Source organism: Kiloniella sp. (assembly GCF_965205715.1).
In the GTDB taxonomy this organism is placed as follows: Bacteria; Pseudomonadota; Alphaproteobacteria; order Kiloniellales; family Kiloniellaceae; genus Kiloniella.
In genome coordinates this window covers 229768-249926 of record NZ_CBDBHW010000014.1, presented here as the reverse complement: position 1 = coordinate 249926, position 20159 = coordinate 229768, and the positions used below count along the sequence as shown (strand labels likewise).

General features: G+C 42.8%; 21 protein-coding genes. 13 read left to right on the top strand and 8 right to left on the bottom strand.

The features are described 5' to 3' along the window. Window positions 1–16 precede the first annotated feature (16 nt). Window positions 17–1594, bottom strand: coding sequence for a peptide chain release factor 3 (locus tag ACOGW3_RS18150; protein WP_419904270.1), 1578 nt, complete (start codon window positions 1592–1594; stop codon window positions 17–19). A 490-nt stretch (window positions 1595–2084) separates the two neighbouring features. Between ACOGW3_RS18150 and ACOGW3_RS18145 the strand changes: the two genes are divergently transcribed. After that, a complete protein-coding gene (locus ACOGW3_RS18145; protein ID WP_419904269.1) occupies window positions 2085–2387 on the top strand; it encodes a hypothetical protein in 303 nt (100 codons plus the stop codon). Between the two features lie 28 nt (window positions 2388–2415). On the opposite strand, the gene ACOGW3_RS18140 is transcribed toward ACOGW3_RS18145, so the two are convergent. Beyond that, window positions 2416–2895, bottom strand: coding sequence for a DUF192 domain-containing protein (locus ACOGW3_RS18140; protein ID WP_419904268.1), 480 nt, complete (start codon window positions 2893–2895; stop codon window positions 2416–2418). Window positions 2896–3117: 222 nt separating this feature from the next. On the opposite strand from ACOGW3_RS18140, the gene ACOGW3_RS18135 reads away from it, so the two are divergent. Beyond that, a complete protein-coding gene (locus ACOGW3_RS18135; RefSeq protein ID WP_419904267.1) occupies window positions 3118–3948 on the top strand; it encodes a universal stress protein in 831 nt (276 codons plus the stop codon). 106 nt (window positions 3949–4054) lie between these two features. Next, complete coding sequence (locus ACOGW3_RS18130) at window positions 4055–4690, top strand: HAD family hydrolase (RefSeq protein ID WP_419904266.1); 636 nt, start codon at window positions 4055–4057, stop codon at window positions 4688–4690. Between the two features lie 5 nt (window positions 4691–4695). Here ACOGW3_RS18130 and ACOGW3_RS18125 read toward each other — a convergent pair whose 3' ends face one another. Both ACOGW3_RS18125 and ACOGW3_RS18120 read right to left on the bottom strand, forming a co-directional pair. Continuing rightward, a complete protein-coding gene (locus ACOGW3_RS18125) occupies window positions 4696–5022 on the bottom strand; it encodes an antibiotic biosynthesis monooxygenase family protein (RefSeq protein WP_419904265.1) in 327 nt (108 codons plus the stop codon). A gap of 133 nt (window positions 5023–5155) precedes the next feature. Continuing rightward, a complete protein-coding gene (locus tag ACOGW3_RS18120; protein WP_419904264.1) occupies window positions 5156–6610 on the bottom strand; it encodes a sodium:proton antiporter in 1455 nt (484 codons plus the stop codon). A gap of 274 nt (window positions 6611–6884) precedes the next feature. Between ACOGW3_RS18120 and ACOGW3_RS18115 the strand changes: the two genes are divergently transcribed. Continuing rightward, window positions 6885–8660, top strand: coding sequence for an ATP-binding protein (locus tag ACOGW3_RS18115; protein ID WP_419904263.1), 1776 nt, complete (start codon window positions 6885–6887; stop codon window positions 8658–8660). Window positions 8661–8678: 18 nt separating this feature from the next. After that, window positions 8679–9158, top strand: a complete 480-nt coding sequence (locus ACOGW3_RS18110) for a sigma-54-dependent Fis family transcriptional regulator (RefSeq protein ID WP_419904262.1) — start codon at window positions 8679–8681, stop codon at window positions 9156–9158. 69 nt (window positions 9159–9227) lie between these two features. Here the strand turns inward: ACOGW3_RS18110 and tnpA (ACOGW3_RS18105) are convergent, their stop codons facing one another. Then, window positions 9228–9662: an IS200/IS605 family transposase gene (tnpA, locus tag ACOGW3_RS18105; protein WP_419901154.1), complete on the bottom strand. Its 435-nt coding sequence runs from the start codon at window positions 9660–9662 to the stop codon at window positions 9228–9230. 110 nt (window positions 9663–9772) lie between these two features. Here tnpA (ACOGW3_RS18105) and ACOGW3_RS18100 point away from each other — a divergent pair, with 110 nt between their 5' ends. The 5 genes from ACOGW3_RS18100 to ACOGW3_RS18080 all read left to right on the top strand — a co-directional run bounded on the left by ACOGW3_RS18100 (window position 9773) and on the right by ACOGW3_RS18080 (window position 14418). Continuing rightward, window positions 9773–10681: a sigma 54-interacting transcriptional regulator gene (locus ACOGW3_RS18100; RefSeq protein WP_419904261.1), complete on the top strand. Its 909-nt coding sequence runs from the start codon at window positions 9773–9775 to the stop codon at window positions 10679–10681. Between the two features lie 229 nt (window positions 10682–10910). Further along, entirely contained in the window at window positions 10911–11891 is a 981-nt protein-coding gene (locus tag ACOGW3_RS18095) for a TRAP transporter substrate-binding protein (protein ID WP_419904260.1), read from the top strand. A 96-nt stretch (window positions 11892–11987) separates the two neighbouring features. After that, on the top strand, window positions 11988–12539 hold the full coding sequence (locus tag ACOGW3_RS18090; protein ID WP_419904259.1) for a TRAP transporter small permease: 552 nt from the start codon (window positions 11988–11990) through the stop codon (window positions 12537–12539). A gap of 2 nt (window positions 12540–12541) precedes the next feature. Continuing rightward, the gene (locus tag ACOGW3_RS18085) at window positions 12542–13903 is read left to right on the top strand and encodes a TRAP transporter large permease (RefSeq protein ID WP_419904258.1); all 1362 of its coding nucleotides are present in this window, start codon (window positions 12542–12544) and stop codon (window positions 13901–13903) included. Window positions 13904–13974: 71 nt separating this feature from the next. Next, window positions 13975–14418 (top strand): CoxG family protein, encoded by a 444-nt coding sequence (locus ACOGW3_RS18080; protein WP_419905952.1) that lies wholly within the window; start codon window positions 13975–13977, stop codon window positions 14416–14418. A gap of 20 nt (window positions 14419–14438) precedes the next feature. Here ACOGW3_RS18080 and ACOGW3_RS18075 read toward each other — a convergent pair whose 3' ends face one another. Further along, window positions 14439–15284, bottom strand: a complete 846-nt coding sequence (locus tag ACOGW3_RS18075; protein WP_419904257.1) for an alpha/beta hydrolase — start codon at window positions 15282–15284, stop codon at window positions 14439–14441. A gap of 478 nt (window positions 15285–15762) precedes the next feature. Between ACOGW3_RS18075 and ACOGW3_RS18070 the strand changes: the two genes are divergently transcribed. The 3 genes from ACOGW3_RS18070 (at window position 15763) to ACOGW3_RS18060 (ending at window position 18214) form a co-directional block, all read left to right on the top strand. After that, window positions 15763–16872 carry an S-(hydroxymethyl)glutathione dehydrogenase/class III alcohol dehydrogenase gene (locus ACOGW3_RS18070; RefSeq protein ID WP_419904256.1) on the top strand — a complete coding sequence of 370 codons (1110 nt, stop codon included), beginning with the start codon at window positions 15763–15765 and terminating at the stop codon, window positions 16870–16872. 69 nt (window positions 16873–16941) lie between these two features. Continuing rightward, window positions 16942–17808: an S-formylglutathione hydrolase gene (gene fghA, locus ACOGW3_RS18065; RefSeq protein WP_419904255.1), complete on the top strand. Its 867-nt coding sequence runs from the start codon at window positions 16942–16944 to the stop codon at window positions 17806–17808. 112 nt (window positions 17809–17920) lie between these two features. Next, window positions 17921–18214, top strand: coding sequence for a hypothetical protein (locus tag ACOGW3_RS18060; RefSeq protein ID WP_419904254.1), 294 nt, complete (start codon window positions 17921–17923; stop codon window positions 18212–18214). Between the two features lie 242 nt (window positions 18215–18456). On the opposite strand, the gene tnpA (ACOGW3_RS18055) is transcribed toward ACOGW3_RS18060, so the two are convergent. Both tnpA (ACOGW3_RS18055) and ACOGW3_RS18050 read right to left on the bottom strand, forming a co-directional pair. Next, on the bottom strand, window positions 18457–18891 hold the full coding sequence (gene tnpA / locus ACOGW3_RS18055; RefSeq protein ID WP_419901154.1) for an IS200/IS605 family transposase: 435 nt from the start codon (window positions 18889–18891) through the stop codon (window positions 18457–18459). Window positions 18892–19037: 146 nt separating this feature from the next. Beyond that, window positions 19038–20135, bottom strand: a complete 1098-nt coding sequence (locus ACOGW3_RS18050; protein ID WP_419904253.1) for a hypothetical protein — start codon at window positions 20133–20135, stop codon at window positions 19038–19040. Between the last annotated feature and the right edge of the window lie 24 nt (window positions 20136–20159).

The window sequence follows — 20159 nt, the reverse complement described above, 5'->3', positions numbered from 1 at the left end:
GGATTGCGCTTAAAAGTTAGCGTTCACGTGTGGCTGTAAAGTTTAACTTCGGGTTGTCTTCCTGGATACGGCCCATGTCCCAGTGGTTACGCGCCATGTAAACCGGACATCCATCGCGATCTTCAGCAAGAGACCCTTTGTTACGATCCAGGAAGTGTTTCATCGCGGCGTCATCATCTGAAGTCACCCAACGTGCTGTCACAAAAGGTGCGGCTTCAAAACCAACGTTAATGCCATATTCCTGTTCAATACGTGAAAGCAAAACTTCCAACTGGAGTTGACCAACGACACCGACGACATACATGGCGCCGACAACAGGACGGAATACCTGGGTAACCCCCTCCTCTGCCAAGCTTTCCAAAGCTTTAGAGAGATGCTTTGCTTTTAGAGGATCATCAAGACGAACACGTTGAAGGATTTCCGGGGCAAAACTCGGAATACCAGAGAAGCGGATATCTTCGCCCTCTGTCATACTATCGCCGACCCGCAAAGTGCCGTGGTTAGGAATGCCAATGATATCCCCAGGCCAGGCTTCTTGGGCCAATTCACGGTTTTGGGCAAAGAACATAATCGGGTTGTGGACACTCATTGATTTGCCGGTGCCGATTTGATGAAGTTTCATGCCACGGGTGAATTTACCGGAACAGATACGCATAAAGGCAATACGGTCCCGATGTTTCGGGTCCATGTTGGCCTGAACCTTGAAAACAAAACCTGTAACTTTGGCGTCGGAAGGCTTGATCTCACGAGGAGTGGCTGGTTGAACCTTTGGAGCCGGCGCAAATTCTAGCACGGCATCAAGTAGCTGTTTAACACCAAAACTTTTTAGGGCTGATCCAAAATAAACAGGCGTTAAGTGCCCTTCTCGGTAACTTTCCAAGTTGAACTCAGGGCAAGCTTCTGTGGCCAGATCTGCCTCTTCGAGAAGGGTTTCGTATTGATCTTCCGGGATTAAGTCTGGAAGATTATCACCGAGTAAAGGCGCAGAAATAGGTGTTCCGTAACTGTCTTCACCGGTAAAGGGGATCATCTCTTCTTTGACGAGATCATAACATCCTTTAAAGGTACCGCCGCCACCTACTGGCCAGACCATGGGGACTGTGTCTAAAGCCAATGCTTCAGCCACTTCATCCAAGATCTCGAAAACATCGCGACCTTCTCTGTCCATTTTATTGACAAAAGTGATGATCGGAATGTCACGCAGTCGGCAAACTTCAAACAGCTTCCGTGTCTGGGCCTCAATACCTTTCGCAGCATCGATAACCATAATGGCTGAATCAACGGCGGTCAGTGTTCGGTAGGTATCTTCACTGAAGTCTTCGTGCCCAGGTGTATCAAGGAGGTTAAAGGTCGCCCCTTCATATTCAAACGTCATGACAGAGGTGGTCACTGAAATCCCACGCGCTTGCTCGATTTTCATCCAGTCAGAGTGCGCACGCCGATTATCGCCTTTGGCTTTGACTTGACCCGCCATACGAATAGCGCCACCAAGAAGGAGTAACTTTTCCGTCAGGGTGGTTTTACCTGCATCGGGGTGCGAGATGATAGCAAAAGTGCGGCGGGCTGCTGCTTGCTTGGAAATTTCAGAGGACATGATCTTTGTTTCTTTTAATGTATACACAGATATGTACTTATATTTTGGCGATTTTAATAACACATATCTAAAAACTTGGCAGACAATCTCGCTTCTGACGCTTCTCGTCAAGAGTAAAGAGTTTGCCACCTAAAGGCTTTGTCTAAAATAACCCGTTCGATCTCCTATTTTCCATTTATCGTAACTTAATGTTTTTGCATTTCATATCGGTCTCTTGAGCCCAGAAAATTTAAGCATAATCTCAATAAATTTATTTTTTTGTCGATCACAAAACACCACACCTTTGTAACATGTTTGTGTATGAGTGATTGATTGTTACGATTTAAGTAGTTGATATTATATATCATTTATGGTTCTTTTGGCGGAATTAGGGTGCGCAATTATAGGTAGAATAATATTAGCTTAATTGAAATTTAAGATACATAGGGCAAAATATATAAATACAGGGAGTGCTCGCAATATAACTAGCACCTTTAAAAGGAGGCCCAATATGTTGAAGTATATCACACTTGCAGTGATCGCTTTTACGGGCTTCGTAGCGACAGTCCCGGCTTATGCCCAAAATCAATGTGATAAAAGGGCCAGCATTCTTGAAATGCTCTCAAGCCGATACAGCGAAAAGACACAAGCTATCGGAGTTACCAATAAAGGCGGATTGATAGAAGTTCTTACCAATAAAGATGGTGGAACCTGGACAATTATCGTCACGACCCCTCATGGAATTAGCTGCCTTGTTGCTGCTGGTGAAGGATGGCGTCAACTAGAGAAAGCAGAATTAGAGCCAAAAGCTTAAATTTTGTATCGATAGGTTAATAACTTAACTATTTCTGTAGGAAGTGGTGGTTGGCAATGTCACCTACCTTAATACCAAGTCGGAGTACGGTACCGGCGTTAAGTTCCAAGACCCCAATAACGTTTTGCCCGGAAGAAATTGTCCGTGTAGAAAGCGGGGTTGTGTATTCTTCTATATATACGATTTCCCCTTTGGAATTTATAAAAAGCATATCCAGGGGCAAATAAGTATTTTTCATCCACATCATCACATCGTTTTCATCCTCATAGATAAAAAGCATGCCTGATTCTGGTGGCATCTCTCTCCGGTTCATCAGTCCTTGGGATTTTTGTTCTGAAGATATTGCGAGCTCTACATCAAATTTATGGGCTTCGCCTTTGAGAGTGAAAATCGTCAAAGTATCTTTTTTAAACTGATCCTGCGAGTAACCATAAGGCGGCACGATAACGATCGATAAAATTAGAATTATTAAACTCATTAAATACGAATTTAATTTATTTACATACATCCGTAATGGTCCTTTAAGTCTCTAGTCTTATCTAGTCGTAGTCTTAGTGTGAAAATCACTAACGTTTAGGGGATCTACGCTAATGTTAGTTGCCAAATACAGCAACAAACTTCTCTCGAGATGACATTAGTTTGATTAATCGATAGAAAAATCTTGTGCTCGGCATGACTGCGTATGTTAATATCTATTTGAAATATCAATCTGTTGCTACCGGAGAATACAATGAGTCACAAGAGCATTCTTGTTCATCTTGCTAATGACGAAGAGCATACAACCCGACTGGAAGTTGCATTACGTCTTGCCAAGCAAAACGATGCCCATGTTTCAGCGTTATTCATTACAACACCTATTGGTATGCCTGCAGAAATTTATGGCCGTGGAGCTTCTGTTCAGTTCCTTCTCGATGCAACGAAGTCTTCTGAAGACCGGGCTGAAGAATTAGAAAAAGAGTTCAGGGAAACCTGCGAAAGAGAAAACATTTCTCATAGCTGGGTTGTCCAGGAAGGTGATCACATCAGCCTGTTGGCCGACCATGCTCATGCTGCAGATGTCATTATTGTAAGTCAGCCTAACTATGAACACTTCGAGGACCGTTTCAGAATCCGTCTGGTTGACGAAATTACAATGTTGTGCGGATTGCCATGTCTGATGGTGCCAAGAGAATTCGATAGCTCTAAGGACATTGGGAAACGAATTATGGTTGCATGGAAAAGCACGAGAGAATCTTTACGGGCGGTTCGGGATAACATGAGTGCTATTTCTAAAGCAGATAAGGTCTTCTTGCTCTCAATACAGCCGGATACTCAGGATGCATTATCTCTGAATGAAGTTCATAATTACCTTAAACGCCATGGCGTAGAAGCCGAGACTTTGAAGATAGCACAAACAGAAACCTCAATTGGGCAGACAATTCATGATGCCGCTGAAAATCATCGATGTGATGTAATTGTTTGTGGGGCTTATGGTCATAACCGACTGAGGGAAATGCTCATGGGTGGTGTAACCAAACACCTGGTCAGGGAAGCAACCATTCCTGTGGTGATGTCACACTAAGAGATTAAGGGGGCGGAAGGCCCCTTTTTCATGAATAAAGACACCAACAGCCACAACAGCCCTAGAGATCTATACTTAAATCTGTGGGCATTGAAACTTTAGAGTCATGACAAGTGAAACAAATAGTATCGACCTCATTATCTTTGATATGGATGGTGTGCTCTATCATTTGGATTTGAACAAACGGCTCACTTTAATGGCAGAATGCACAGGTAGAAGTGAAGCCGAAATCAATCACAAAATTTGGCATAGCGAATTTGAGTTAAAAGCTGAACAGGGTTTCTATAAAACAGGATCTGATTATCTTGCTGAATTTAATGAAATCCTGGGAACCAACCTGACCTCAGATCGTTGGTTAGAGCTACGTGCCTCTTCGATGTCACCAATTCCAGCAATGCTTGAACTGTGTCGTCTACTTAGTAATAAATATAAAGTTGCCCTACTCACCAATAACGGGATGTTGGTTGAAGAAGGGATTAAACAGAGGAAAATCGCCCCTCAATTAAAAGAAATTTTTACCGTAGATATCTTTGCCTCTGCAGAACTAAACGCGCGAAAACCTGATAAAGATGTTTATCTGAACCTTTGTCGCAAAATGAAGGTCCCTCCCCATCATGCCCTGATGGTCGATGATAAACTAGAAAATGTTACCGGCGCTCAAAAAGCGGGGCTAAAAGGGCATCATTACCAAAACACCGGAAACCTTGTCGCATACCTTCAAAGCCTGAAAATAGTCTGTTAATTACCCTAATTGCCAATAATCTCGAACACACCAGGGTGAACAACAATTGGTGCAGGAAAACCTTTTCCAAGCACTTTCATACCATCTTCGTTTAGGCCATCTGGGTTGTCATAACCTTTATTGACCACAGTATCGTAGTCGGCTTGAGTTTCCCAAACGACTATATTGATAAAGTTAATATTATCATTCTGGGTAGAAGCCCGATAAAAAGTTGACGATACGAACCCAGGCTGCTTTCGAAAATAATTTATGTAAATCTCGCGTACCTCAATAGCTTTGTCCTCTGAACCTGGTGGCACTTCAATACAATTTATTGCATTTACCAGTGGCATGTGTGTCTCCAAAATTTTATCTAAAGATTTGAAAATAATAGATAACTAAGAAATTAAATACTATTGATATCTAAGGGGCAGAAAGAAAAAACGCTCCGAAAAGGAGCGTTTTTTTTATCATCGTCTCTATCAATTAGATAAAGAAAATAAAGGTCAATAAAACAAAGCAAGGTATTAATATGGCGCCAGACCAAAGCATGTAACCAAAGAAGCTTGGCATTGGAACGCCGCTTTCTTCAGCAATGGATCGAACCATAAAGTTCGGGGCATTACCAACGTAGGTGTTGGCCCCCATAAAGACAGCACCTGCAGATATTGCTAATAACGTGCTCGACATTTCACCAGTTAAGACACTAACATCTTGTCCCGTTGTATTGAAGAAAACCAAATAAGTCGGGGCGTTGTCCAAGAAGCTGGAAAGAATACCAGTGGCCCAGAAATACATATAGTTTACGGGTTCGCCATTTGAGGTACTCACAGATTCAACTATGACGCCCAATGCGCCATCAGTCCCAGCTTTTAAGATCGCGATAGCTGGAATGATTGTAAGGAAAATACCTATAAACAGTTTTCCAACTTCCATAATTGGGAACCAGCTAAACCCATTTTCTATGCGGCTTTGATCATTGGTCAAACGCATGGATAAGTAGGCAATTACAAGAAGTATTCCGTCACGAACCAGGTTTTGAAGCTCAATATGGACATAATAGACTTCAAAAGAAATTCCTGGTTTCCAAATACCTGACATCAATACAGCACCAATCACCCCAAGTAGAAGAAGAAGATTGATCTTCCCATCCAAGGCAAAAACGACGTCGTCATCAACTTTTGTGGTCTCGGTTTCTGCTAATGGTCCCTCTTTGTTATAGAGATAACTGTCCAGCAGATAATAGAGACACAATAGAATGACAGACAGCACGATCATCGGCAGGAACATGTGCGTGGTCGGCCAAAAGAAATCAACGCCCTTCAGGAAGCCCAGAAATAAAGGAGGATCTCCCAAGGGAGTGAGTGAACCACCAATGTTAGCAACCAGGAAAATAAAGAAAACAACGGTATGCGTTTTGTACTTTCTTCCTTCCAGAGCTCTAATAAGTGGCCTGATCAGCAACATTGCAGCACCCGTTGTCCCCATGAAACTGGCAAGAGCTGTCCCGATGAGAAGGATGATCGTGTTTAAACCAGGTTTACCCTGTAATTGGCCCCGCACTCGAACACCACCAGCGACAGTGAACAGAGAAAACAACAGGATAATAAAGGGAAAATATTCTAACAGGCTTACATGAAGTGTTTCATACAAGGCCAGTTCAAATCCAAATAAAGCCGTAAAGGGGATAAGAAAAGCAGCAGCCCAAAACCCAGAAATTTTACCGAAATTATCGTGCCAAAAATGCGGAAAGACCAAAGGGAAAATTGCGATAGAGAGCAACATTCCTGCAAAGGGGACGACCCAGATTAAACCTAAGTTTTGCCCGTCTAAATGAGGAGCTCCTCCGCCCGCGGCCATTGCCAATGCAGGAGAAATCAAGATCATCACAGCCGAAAGGCACAATGTGAATAGTCGACTCAATTTTGTTGTTAGAGTCATATTTTCCTCTTACCCGTTCGTATCTTGTTGTTTTGCTATAAACTGAAAACAGCATATAAATTTTATAAATTGTGCCTTTTTCTTACCGATATTACTCGACAAAGACAAGGCAAGCTTGGAGCCTAACTATAAAGCCTTGCATCACCAATAAGTTTATTGTTGGTATAACGAACCGTTCTCTTACTATACTTTCACGTAATCAATTGAATGTAGATCACATACTGGTAGCCAAAATCAGAATAATCCTATCGAGTACAGATTGAATATCCCATCAATGATTAACAACACGAGACAGTTTTCTTCCAAGACAATACTTGGCTGGCTATTTTTGCTTATTACTGGAATCGTCATAATATGGCTGATGACACGATGGGTGGGGATGAATACAGCTCAAGAAATTAGAGAAACGGCTAGAGAAAGGCTTAGTCTGTATCAGGGGACTTTAGTGGGAGCGTTGGAGAAGTATCGATACCTGCCTTTTGTCCTTTCTGAAAATGAAGATATTAAACAACTTCTAACCACATCCCAAAATGATCCCTACTTTTCAGATACAGTGAGTAGATCTTTAGCCGCGACGAATAATAAAGCGGAATCAAACGTTCTGTTCGTTATGAATAGTAAGGGGAATACACTTGCCTCATCTAATTGGAGGGATGAGAGAAGCTTTGTTGGACATAATTATTCGTTCCGCCCTTATTTTAAGGATGCGATGGAAGGAAAAGAAGGCCGATTTTTTGCCATGGGGACTGTGTCGGGTATTCCCGGTTTTTTTATGTCTCATCCCGTTTATGGAAAATCAGGGGTAATTGGAGTTGTAATTGTTAAAGTAAACCTTGCCCCCCTTCAAAGGCAGTGGAGAGATGGCGGCGAAACTGTTTTTATTTCAGATGAAAATAGTATTGTTTTTTTATCAAGTCGCGATGACTGGTTATATAAGGCCCTTAAGCCAATATCTCCTGAGAGAATGAGCCATATTCAAGCTGTTAAACAGTATGGAAACTCTGGTCTGGAATTGTTGGACTTTAAATCAAAAAATTTCGTTGGTGAAATTGTTACGGAGATCGATAAGAAACGATATCTGGAAACAACCTGGGAAATTGACAATCAGAATTGGAAGTTACATTACCTCTTTCCTATCGATCTAATTAAGGAGAGACAAGGAACGACAACAACAATAGGATCCGTTATTCTCATTACTATCTTAGTTGCAGCGCTCTTTGTCAGGGAGCGCAGGCAAAAGCATATATCAACCAGAAGAGCCCTCGAAGCTGAGAAAATACAAATTATAAATCAACAGCTTGAAGTCGAAATCGATGAGAGAAGACGAACCGAAAAGGAGTTAAGGTCTGCGCAAGATGGATTGGTTCAGGCTGGTAAACTTGCGGCTTTGGGGCAGATGTCTGCTGCGATTGCACACGAGATTAATCAACCTATTTCTGCTATGCGAACCTTTATCGCCAGTGCCAGATTGCTTTTGCAAAGAGGCAGAATAGAAGAGCTAGATAGTTCTCTCCAAAATGTTTCTTCTTTGACTGAAAGAATGGGATCCATCACTGGACAACTTAAAACGTTTGCCAGAAAAGCTCCGGTTAAATTAGAGCCCGTAGAAATAAAAAAACCTATTTCCAGAGCGATCTCTCTTGTGCAACCTTTATTGGATGAAGAAAACGTCGAGTTAATTGCCGACCTTCCTAAAACATTGCTTTATGTCGAGGGGGATGAAATCAGGTTGGAGCAGGTCTTTGTAAATTTACTGCGCAACGCTATAGATGCAATGGAAAAAACCGAGAAAAAAAGACTTGAAGTTCGTGCTGAACAACAAGGCTCTACCCTCACAATAAGCGTTAGTGATAATGGTACGGGATTGGACAGTACTATTATTGATCAACTTTATGATCCATTCTTCACAACAAAAACCAACAGTGAGGGTTTAGGGTTAGGTTTGTCGATTACTTATGGCATTGTAAAAGACCTTAAGGGAAGTATTGAAGCCTCCAACCATTCATCAGGCGGGGCTGAATTCCTGATAACATTTCCTTCATCTGAATAATCAGCGGGCTAATATACTATGAAAGATACCGACCCTAAAATTGATGGTCCTGTTTATCTTATAGATGATGAAAGAGCGATTAGAGTTTCAACGCGGCAATGGTTAGAACTTGCTGGTCACGAAGCCGTTGAGGATTTTCAAGATGCACGTTCTGCACTGGAGAAGCTAGATTGGCATTATGAAGGTATTGTTATCTCAGATGTGAAAATGCCTGGGATGGATGGCCTTTCTCTCCTGAAGGAAGTGAAAAATATAGATGCTAACATCCCCGTGGTACTGGTGACCGGACATGGGGATGTGTCTATGGCCGTTGAAGCAATGCGTATTGGGGCTTACGATTTTATTGAAAAGCCATTTGAACCAGAACATCTATTGGACATTGTCCGTCGGGCTCTTGAAAAACGCGCTTTGGTTTTGGATAACCGCGCCCTAAAGCGTGATCTTTTTGCAGCTCAAGGGTTAGATGCCAGACTTGTTGGTGCTAATCCAGTTAAATGACCCCCGGCAAAGCCGGGGGCTTAAGCGGGTGAGCCCCTTAAAGGGGCAAATTGGGAACCGCTAAAGCGGTTATGGATTGAATATATCCATTTGGTCAAAGTACTTATCACGCTCTTCTTGCGTTCTGATATACTCCCTCACCATCTGTTCATCGAGCCCTACAGTTGAGACGAAATATCCACGGGCCCAAAAATTTTCACCCTTGAAATTCCGTGCTTTATTTTTGAATTTTCGAGCTATGGCAATCGCGCTTTTTCCTTTTAGGTATCCAACGACTTTTGAAACAGCATGTTTGGGCGGTATGCTGATACACATGTGAATGTGATCCGGCATCAAATGGCCCTCCTCAATCTTACTTTCGCGATGCCCGGCCAGTTCATGGAAAATTTCACCAAGATACTGACGTAGGTTGCCATAGATAACTTTTTGCCTGCGTTTAGGGATGAAAACCACGTGGTATTTACAATCCCATCTCGTATGTGCAAGGCTTTTGTAATCTCTCATCGGCTAATTCCTTTGTTATTTTGGTCAATAAACAAAGAAATGTAAGACCGTGGGAACGGTCAAACCATTGAGAGTCCCCCGGCATAGCCGGGGGTTTACCGGATTAAATTATGCGTTCTTTAAAAAGAGACATAATGGACATTGCCCCTACCAATGCTTCTGTTCTCATCCAAGGGGAAACTGGAAGTGGTAAAGAGGTGGTTGCAAGTTGTCTCCACGAGTTTGGGCCAAACCCAACAGGGAATTTTGTCGCCGTTAACTGTGCTGCTATTCCAGAGCAAATGGCAGAAAGTGAATTTTTTGGACATGAAAAAGGGGCCTTTACCGGGGCACAAACACGAAGAACGGGGAAGCTTGAGGCCGCAAATGATGGGACTCTTTTTCTGGATGAGCTTTCTTCAATGCCAATGGAGTTACAAGCCAAACTCCTAAGAGCCCTTGAAGAGCGTAGAGTTGTTCCCCTTGGCGCGAATACATCGAAATCTGTCCAGTTTCGTTTGATCGCCGCACTTCAAGAGCCACCTGAAGAAGCAATAGCGGCAGGTCGTCTACGTGAAGATCTATATTACAGGATTGCAACATTTGTTATGGCGATCCCCCCTCTTCGCGCTCGTAAAGACGATCTACCTATTTTGTTCCGTCTTCTCGCTAAGCGAGCTGCGGAAACTTTTGGACGTGAGATTGAGATGCCCGGTCCTGAAGGAATTGCCAGTTTAATGGCTCACAACTGGCCGGGGAATGTTCGAGAACTTAGAAATGCTGCTGAACGCTATGCTCTCTCTACAAGACCATCAGAAGAGAAACTCTCGATTATTTTAAATAACGAAAAAGACATACAGGCCAAGACGTCCCTTGCTCTATTGGAACAAGTTCGTTTGTTTGAAAGAAATGTTATTCTAGCATCGCTGGACCGTCACAAAGGAAATGTCGCAGCTGTGATGGAGGAACTATCTATCCCACGGAGAACTCTGAACGAAAAAATGGCTAAATATAACCTTAAGAGAGCTGATCACGAATAATTAGAGCTAGTAGGCGGAAATCCGCTTATGATACGTGAGGCCATCGGCAAACAATTGCCAGCCATTTTTCGATATATAATTTTTCCCGTTATAAAACAGTAAGTTACATATTTATTAAACTGGCACAGCCTTTGCTATTATAAAGGTAGGTAAATAACACTCGTTACCTACAGAATTTTGTACTTGTTAGTTTAACGAATAATAAAACAAATCCTTTGGGAGGATAATCATGCGTAAATTTACTCTGCTATTGGCAGCTGCTGGTGTAGCTCTGACTGCTTTTGCTGCTCAGGCTGAGCCAATTGTTATTAAACTTAGCCACGTAACAAAAGAAACAGGCCACCCTAAAGGGGAAGCTGCAGCTTTGTTTGCCAAAAGAGTTAACGAAGAAATGGCTGGCAAAGTTGTTGTTGAAGTTTATCCAAACTCAACACTCTATAATGATGACAAAGCTCTTGAAGCACTGCTTCTTGGTGATCTTCAGATGGCTGCGCCTTCTCTTTCAAAATTTGAGAAGTTCACAAAGAAATATCGCATCTACGATCTGCCATTCTTGTTTAATGACATCAATGCTGTCGATCGCTTTCAAAACAGCGAAAAGGGCCTAGAGCTTCTTGGTGCTATGGAAGATCGTGGTCTTCGTGCTCTTGGGTATTGGCACAATGGTATGAAGCAGATTTCTGCAAACAAACCGCTTGTAAATCCAAGTGATGCCGAAGGTCTTAAGTTCCGAGTACAAACATCTGACGTTTTGGTTGCTAACTTTAAAACGCTTGGTGCTAACCCACAGAAAATGGCTTTCAGTGAAGTTTATGGTGCGCTTCAACAAGGCGTTGTTGATGGTCAGGAAAACACTTGGTCTAATATCTACACCAAAAAATTCTATGAAGTTCAAGACGGTGTAACTGAAAGTAACCACGGTATCCTAGATTATCTTATCGTGACTTCTTCTGAGTTTTGGGATGGCCTTCCTGCCGATATCCGTAGTGATCTCGAGCGTATTCTTGCTGAAGTTTCCCAGGAACGTAATTCAATTTCAGCTAAAATCAACCAAGATAACAAGCAAAAGGTTATCGACGCTGGTGGTGTCGTTCGCACTCTAACTGCTGATCAAAAAGCAGCCTGGCGTGAGAAACTCTCTCCAGTATGGAAAGAGTTCACAGGTGATATCGGTCAGGACATGATTGATGCGGCTTTGGCTGCAAACTAATAAGGCTTTCGGCCTTTTCATTCTGATCTGTTAATATAAGGAGGGCTTGCTGGGTCCAGTACAGCCCTCCTTTTTGATATCCGGAAGCATTATCCCATGAGCAAAATAATCACGCACATAGAGGAAAGCTTCATCGCCCTACTTATGACCTCTATGGTGCTGGTCACCTTTTCGCAGGTCGTTGCCCGATACGTTTTTAATACCGGGTTTCTTTGGGCGCTGGAACTCACCACCTATCTTTTCGCCTGGCTCGTTATCTTTGGTATTTCCTACGGCGTTAAAACACATATCCACATTGGTGTTGACGCTTTCGTCAAAATCTTTAGCACACCTATGCAGAGATTATTTGGGCTGTTAGCCGTCATCGCCTCCATCATTTACGGGAGCATTATGTTCTACGGTGGGTGGATTTATGTTGGGAAGCTGAAAAAAATACGTATCGAAACCCACGATATGCCGATCGAAAAATGGCTGTTCCTCAGTATTCTTGTCATTGGTATGGGGCTTTTGATTTTCCGTTTGTTACAAGCTTTTTGGACAATTTTGACAAACAAAGAGCAAGTTTCAATTTTGGGTGATGAGAGTAAAGACGCGATTGAGCAATTCATGGACGATGACACCAATAACGATCAGAAAGAGGGCAAATAATCATGGCTATCGCTGTCCTCTTTATCTTGTTGTTCTTACTTCTGATGATAGGTACGCCTATTGCCTTTTCTTTGGGGCTTGCCAGTCTGACAACAATTATCTTCTTTTCTAATGATTCACTGGGCTCGATTTCACTCAAGTTCTTTGAAACTATGGAACACTATACACTTTTAGCCATTCCGTTTTTCATTTTATCTTCTGCCTTTCTCTCGACAGGGGGTGTGGCGCGAAGGTTGATACGCTTTGCAATGGATTGTGTTGGTCACCTTCGCGGTGGCATGGCAATGGCTTCTGTCTTAGCCTGCATGTTGTTTGCTGCGGTTTCCGGATCTTCTCCTGCAACTGTTGTTGCTATTGGCTCTATTGTGATTGCGGGGATGCAGAAAGCTGGCTATTCAAAGGAATTTGCAGCAGGTGTTATCTGTAACGCGGGTACGCTTGGTATCCTGATTCCACCTTCCATTGTTATGGTCGTCTATGCCGCGGCAACAGATGTTTCCGTTGGCCGTATGTTCATGGCGGGTGTGATCCCTGGTCTTATTGCCGGTGTCATGTTGATGATCGGGATTTATGTCGCTGCTCGGGTTAAAAAGCTTCCGCAATTGCCAAAAGCATCGGCTTCAGAGGTCTTCAGTGCATTTGGTGAAGCAATCTGGGGTCTTTTACTTATCGTTATTATCATGGGTGGTATCTATGGCGGTATCTTTACGCCTACAGAAGCAGCCGCTGTAGCATCGGTCTACGCCTATATCATTGCCGTTTTTGTCTATAAAGATATGGGACCTTTAAAAGGCAAGGATTCATCTTCTCTGGGTATTGCCGATTATGTGTTGGCATTTCCAAAGAGCTTTTTCGATCCTGAAGTCAAGAAAACGGTTCTTGAGGCTTCTAAAGTAACAATTATGCTTTTGTTCATTGTGGCAAATGCAATGCTGTTCGCGCATGTGTTGACGACAGAACGTATCCCACAAACCATAACCGCGGCAATCCTGGAAGCTGGACTAGAGCCTTGGATGTTCCTGGTTGTTGTTAATATCTTGTTGCTGATTGCCGGTAACTTTATGGAGCCATCTGCAATCTTGCTGATTATGGCACCAATACTGTTTCCAATTGCCATTCAATTTGGCATCGATCCCATTCATTTAGGTATTATTATGGTAGTGAATATGGAGATCGGCATGATTACGCCACCGGTGGGGCTTAATCTCTTTGTTACAGCGGGTATAACGGGTATGCCGATACTCTCTGTCGTAAGAGCTGCTCTCCCCTGGCTGATGATTTTACTGGTCTTCCTGATATTGATTACCTATGTACCAATAATCTCGACTTTCTTGCCGGATCTCGTTTACGGGGTACAGAAGTAAATTAAAGGGGAGCATTGCTCCCCTTTTTCTTGAGTATTGATTTTAGTATTGGGGGAATTCGTACGGTGGAAATGACTGGCAGCTATATTATCAACTCTCCTAGACAACAGGTTTGGGAGGCAATGAACGATCCCCAAATCTTAAAGCAAGCCATTCCTCGTTGTGATGAAGCCATTCGCCACAGTGATACTGAATTTACCGCCGTATTTTCATTTAAATTGGGCTTCATAAAACCACAACTTAAAAGCCTCATTACAATTTCTGATATCAATGCACCGAGTTCTTACGTCATGACGGCAGAAGGACAAGGTAAAATAGCTGGATTGGCAAAGGGCAAAGCAAACGTCGTCTTGATTGAAAAAGATGAATGCACAACGGTATTGGAATTCCAAGCATCAGGTGATATGCAGGGAACCATAGCCGATATGGCTTCTAAACTTGTAACCAAAACGGCTCAAAAATTAGCGGATGATTTTTTTGAAAAATTTGATGAGGTCGTAAGCAACCAAAAATAAAACGGTATCAAAGGCAATATTCAATTATTACCCTTTTGAGCTTTTAAAGGTTCTGATTGACCAAGCTTGTTGAGAACGTACTCATTCACGAACTCGCGGACATTCTTTTCAGCACCATGATCATATAAATCCATGTGGTACCCGTCCTCAAAATAGATAGCTTGTTTTTCATTCTTGATTAGCTCGAATAGCTTCCGCGAAAAAGCGATCGGGATAACCTCGTCATTTTCTCCGTGAAATATGAATACAGGTGCTTTCACATCAAGGATAGATAGGTCGGAGCGCCATTTATCTCTCAATAAATACTTAACCGGCAGAAACCAGTATTTTGCCTGTGCGACATCTGCAATCGAGCTGTAAGGCGCTTCAAGGATTACTGCTTTTACTGGGAATTGGGCGGCCAACCAAACAGCCATGCCAGTCCCGAGTGATTCACCGTACATTATCAGGTTATTTTTTGAATACCCCTGGGTATCAAGCCACTTTAAAGCTGTTAATCCATCGGCTTTAAAGGCCTCTTCAGAAGGAGTGCCGTCATGTCCCGCATAACCTCTATACTCCACTTGGAATAAGCCAAAGCCCATTTCGGTAAAATATTTGAGCTTAGACAGCCGATCGCCTGTATGTCCGGCATTTCCATGAAAAGCGACAACAACGGGTAAATTTTTATTCGTTGGTGGAATGAACCAATGGGTAAGAAGCACTCCATCGTCCATTTCTAATTGGATTTCTTGAACCCCTACCCCACCATAGATTTCTGGATTTCCGCGTGGTTCACCACCTGGATATACCAGTTTGGTCTGAAGCAGATACATTCCAACCAAAACTGCGAGATAAAAGGTCGCGAAGAATAGAATCCAATTCATAAACAGGCTCCTGAAACTCATGATTTATATATTCACCTGAAAAAGGATTAGATACCAGCTTAACACCTTCCCCCGCTTGAAAGCAGGGGATTTTCGGGGCGGTTAGCCCGTCAGGTTGACGCTTCACAGGGGAGCCAGTGCTACCCTCCACGTCCAGCAACGGTGTGTTCCACCGCCGTTTGGGTAAAAGCGAAACAGCTTGGTTATCACTGTTTCAAACGCAATCTACCACCAATCGGTGGCAACGTAAAGAAAGGCCGCGCTTCCTCCCCGACCTAAAGGACGGGGTATCCGCGCGAGATTTTAGATGATATAGCATTTGTACGACAAAACTTTGTCGGAAAAAGGCATGAAATAGTTTCTTATATATTTCATACATCCAAATTGATTAATACACTGTTGCCCTAGCGGTAATAAGTTGAAACAATAAACCAAAATCAAGTTAATTTATTTTTGGATTATCAGGGAGTATCAAATTATGGATGTTCGTGCTGCAGTCGCTTGGGGCGCTGGCAAACCACTGACAATAGAAACTGTTCAGCTGGAAGGCCCTCGTCATGGCGAGGTTCTTGTCGAAATGAAAGCAACAGGTATTTGCCATACAGACTCTTTTACGCTTTCGGGGGATGATCCGGAAGGCCTCTTTCCAACCATTTTAGGTCATGAAGGTGCAGGTGTCGTTGTTGACGTTGGTCCTGGAGTTTCTTCGCTTAAAAAAGGTGATCATGTCATTCCTTTGTATACGCCGGAATGTCGTGAGTGTGATTACTGTCTCAATCCAAAAACCAACCTTTGCCAAGCAATCCGTACGACACAAGGGCAAGGCCTTATGCCTGATGGCACAAGTCGTTTCTCTATGGATGGTAAGATGCTGCGCCACTATATGGGGTGTTCTACCTTTGCCAATTATAGTGTATTGCCTGAAATTGCCTTGGCGAAGATCCGTGAAGATGCCCCGTTTGACAAGGTTTGTTACATCGGTTGTGGCGTAACCACAGGCGTTGGCGCTGTAATCAATACTGCGAAGGTTGAGCCAGGATCTAACGTTGTCGTCTTTGGCCTTGGCGGTATTGGCTTAAATGTTCTCCAAGGCGCAAGAATGGTTGGTGCCAATAAAATTATTGGTATTGATCTTAATAACGATCGTAAAGCACTCGGTGAAAAGTTCGGTATGACCGATTTCATCAACCCGAGTGAAATCGATGGAAATGTTGTTGAAGCTATCCTGGATCTGACCAACGGTGGAGCTGATTATTCTTTCGAATGTATTGGTAACGTCAACACCATGCGTCAGGCACTTGAATGCTGTCATAAAGGCTGGGGTGTTTCTGTTATCGTTGGTGTCGCCGGCGCTGGCCAGGAAATCTCAACCCGACCATTCCAATTGGTAACGGGCCGTGTTTGGAAAGGTACTGCCTTTGGTGGTGCACGTGGTCGTACCGATGTTCCTCAGATTGTTGACTGGTATATGGATGGTAAGATCAATATTGATGATCTCATTACCCATACAATGCCATTGGATGACATCAACAAAGGTTTTGATCTGATGCACAGTGGTGAATCCATCCGTTCTGTGGTTCTGTACTAAAATAATTGGGGCATCTTTTGTAGGTGCCCCTCTCCCTTCTTTTTATGATTATCAATTAGGCCCCTTCAAATGAGTGATATAAAAGTTACCGATCTTGAGCTGATCAGCGAAAATAAGATGTTTGGGGGGCTACAGCGTGTCTACTGTCACGTTTCCAGCGTTTGTAATGGTGCAATGCGTTTTGCCATTTATCTCCCACCCGCTGCGCTTGAAGGGAAAAAAGTACCTGTCCTAACATATCTTTCCGGCCTGACTTGTACGGAAGACAATGTAACTGTCAAAGCGGGTGCTCAACGGATAGCTAGCGAACTCGGAATGATTTTTATCGCACCTGATACTTCCCCGCGTGGGCAGAATATCGAAGGCGAGGACGACAGTTACGATTTCGGTTCTGCAGCCGGGTTTTATCTCGATGCAACCCAGGAACCCTGGGCCAAGTCATACAATATGTATAGCTACATAACCAAAGAGCTTCAGGAAGTAATTTCTGCAAATTTTGAGAGTGCAGACATGAGCCGCCAAGGCATAACAGGTCATTCCATGGGCGGGCATGGCGCATTGACCATCCATTTGAAAAATCCCGACCTGTTTAAATCCTGTTCTGCTTTCGCCCCTATCTGTGCACCGATGAGTTGCCCATGGGGTGAAAAAGCCCTTACTGGTTATCTCGGTTCAAATCAGGATAGCTGGAGGGATTACGATGCTACGGAGTTGGTTCGGAGATCTCCAAGTAAAGCGACCTTATTAGTTGATCAGGGTACATCAGATAACTTCCTGAAAGAACAACTGAAACCAGAGCTACTGGAAGAGGCATGTAAAGAAACTGGCCAGTCTTTAAATCTACGACTTCAAGACGGATATGATCATAGTTATTTCTTTATGGCGACTTTCATTGAAGACCATTTAAAACACCATTTTGAAGCCTTAAAATCATAGCGGAAATGAGAATATTAACCTTTTCTATGTCCCGTTAAGGTTTTAGTTACGACTAAATGGCATGATCTCTTCATCGCCGCAGGTAGCGGCTTTTTAGTGAAAGAGGCAATGTATGTCTAATATGCTCGTATCCAGTGATAGTCTTACACCGCAAGACATTGGTCTTATCCAGGCTTTCTACCAAAAAAATGTAGAGAGTGGGGACATAGGTGAAGTATTACCCCTCGCAACTCAAGACGGCGAACAAGTTGTCGCTGTTCTTACTCCAGATAACAGCAATTTACTTTGTGCATTTGGCAAAGTAGCTGATTGGTATTGCGCTATAGATACCCATTCGAACGTTCTTGCAAAAGCGCAAGTCCTCGGAGACCTTGTATCTGGCCTCCCCCCAGCGTCATTAATTTAGATATTTATTCTAATAAGGGGTAACTGGCCCGAAGCTGCGATTTAGGCCATCTAAAAGAACATATCTAGAACAAAATTATAGATAATTGCAGTATTCCTTTCGTCAGCGCTGTGTTCGTCGCCGATTTATTGATCTTAAGTTGCTGAATTTAAATGGTAATATAAGTTAAATGACCCCCGGCAAAGCCGGGGGCTTAAGCGGGTGAGCCCCTTAAAGGGGCAAATTGGGAACCGCTAAAGCGGTTATGGATTGAATATATCCATTTGGTCAAAGTACTTATCACGCTCTTCTTGCGTTCTGATATACTCCCTCACCATCTGTTCATCGAGCCCTACAGTTGAGACGAAATATCCACGGGCCCAAAAATTTTCACCCTTGAAATTCCGTGCTTTATTTTTGAATTTTCGAGCTATGGCAATCGCGCTTTTTCCTTTTAGGTATCCAACGACTTTTGAAACAGCATGTTTGGGCGGTATGCTGATACACATGTGAATGTGATCCGGCATCAAATGGCCCTCCTCAATCTTACTTTCGCGATGCCCGGCCAGTTCATGGAAAATTTCACCAAGATACTGACGTAGGTTGCCATAGATAACTTTTTGCCTGCGTTTAGGGATGAAAACCACGTGGTATTTACAATCCCATCTCGTATGTGCAAGGCTTTTGTAATCTCTCATCGGCTAATTCCTTTGTTATTTTGGTCAATAAACAAAGAAATGTAAGACCGTGGGAACGGTCAAACCATTGAGAGTCCCCCGGCATAGCCGGGGGTTTACCGGATTAAATTATGAGATATTTCGAAATTAGGGTACAGAACTGACATTCATTTTTTTTGATCTGGTTCGTTTGTCACGGATTTTTTAGTTGAAGACATTTCATAGGCCATCGTTGCCATACTCTGGCCAGCGGAGGAGACAGCGGTGGTCGCAATGTCTTGCACTTTTTCATAGGCTGCTTCGTATTTTCTTGAAAAATCAGCCAATTGTTTTTCTTGAGTTGTAAGTACCGTTTCTAATGAGTCAATTTTTCCCTGTAATACGTTACGTTCCCCAGTAAACGTGGCTTTGAGGAGCTGCTCCTGTTTCTCAAAATCTGAAATTAGCCGCTCGCGTAGGTCTTCAACAGCTGCTTCAATTTGATTTTTAAGCTCTTCAGGGAATACAGATATTTTTTCTCTCATAGACGTCAGTTCGTCTTCTTGTTCGGCAATAGCGGCTTCCCGTTTAGTTAATTCAGCTTGTTTTGTGGTGCTTTCCTGAGCAAAAGTCTCTCTTTTTTGAGCAATATCCCTTTCAAGAATATTGAGCTCGTCTTCTAATCTATTTTTCTCCTGTTCACGGTGACGCTGTAAAGTGTATTTGTATTCTTCGTCTTCACGTTTTTCTTGTTTTTTGGTGGCTTCCTGTAATTCTTTTTGTTGTAAGGTATGTCGTTGTTTTTCTTTTTCAAATGAGGCCCGTTGTTCTCTCATTTCCGCTTGAAAGGAGTCTTTTTCTTCTTGCATCTCTTTGATAAATTGTTCTTTTTTCTCTGAATGTATTTGTAGTAACGCGGCAAGATCAATCGCTGCAGCTTCAACCGCGTAGGCTGTTTTTAAGTCTTTTTCTTTTTCCTCAACCGCCACATGTGTTTTTTGATAAATAGCGACTTCATGCTCTATTTTCTCTGATAGTGTCGATAACTCTTTGTTCAGGTCTGTTCTTAAAGTCAGAAGACGTTGAATGGGATTTTCTTCGACTTGCTTTTCCGCTGCTGAAAAGAGTAATTTTTTATCGAGCTGTGCTTTTTCTTGTTCTACCGTCGTAAGTTGCTTTTCTTTTTCCGTCAGACTTTTTTTCATAAATTCATAGGCATCAATCATTTCTTTTTTGGTGTTTGACATGCCTATCTGGGGTTGTTTGGTGGTCGATGTATTGCTCATATAACAAGTTTCCTTGTGATTATA